This window comes from Methylorubrum sp. Q1 (genome assembly GCF_004683995.1).
GTDB lineage: Bacteria > Pseudomonadota > Alphaproteobacteria > Rhizobiales > Beijerinckiaceae > Methylobacterium.
This window is the reverse complement of record NZ_SRHQ01000105.1, coordinates 1-412: the sequence shown is the minus strand read 5'-3', so window position 1 is coordinate 412 and position 412 is coordinate 1. Positions and strand designations below refer to the sequence as shown.

At 71.4% G+C, this 412-nt stretch carries 1 protein-coding gene; it reads left to right on the top strand.

The annotated features are described in order from the left end of the window. The coding region (locus tag E4V01_RS25465; RefSeq protein ID WP_193763320.1) for a Hint domain-containing protein at positions 1-412 on the top strand (412 nt) is incomplete at both ends.

Sequence of the window (412 nt, the reverse complement as noted above, 5' to 3'; positions counted from 1 at the left end):
TCGGCGACACCGCCGTCACCGCCTCCGGCCGCCATCGCCCGATCACCTGGATCGGCCAGCGCGACCTCGGCAGCGCCGAGAGGCCGATGCCCCGCGATCAGGCCCCCGTCCGGGTGCGCGCCGGTGCGTTCGGGCACGCCCGGCCCGCCCGCGACCTTCTTCTCTCCCCAGGGCACCCCGTCCTGGTCGGAGCCGATGCCGACAACACCGGCGGCGTGCTCGTGCCGGTGATGTGCCTGATCAACGGTACCTCCATCGCCCGCACCGAGCAGGCCAGCGTCACCTACTGGCACGTCGAACTCGACGCCCATGACATCCTGCTCGCCGAGGGCCTGCCGGCGGAAAGCTTCCTCGATTTCGGCTGCCGTCCGTTCTTCGAAGGCGCCTCCGACTTCGCCCTGCACAACCCGGA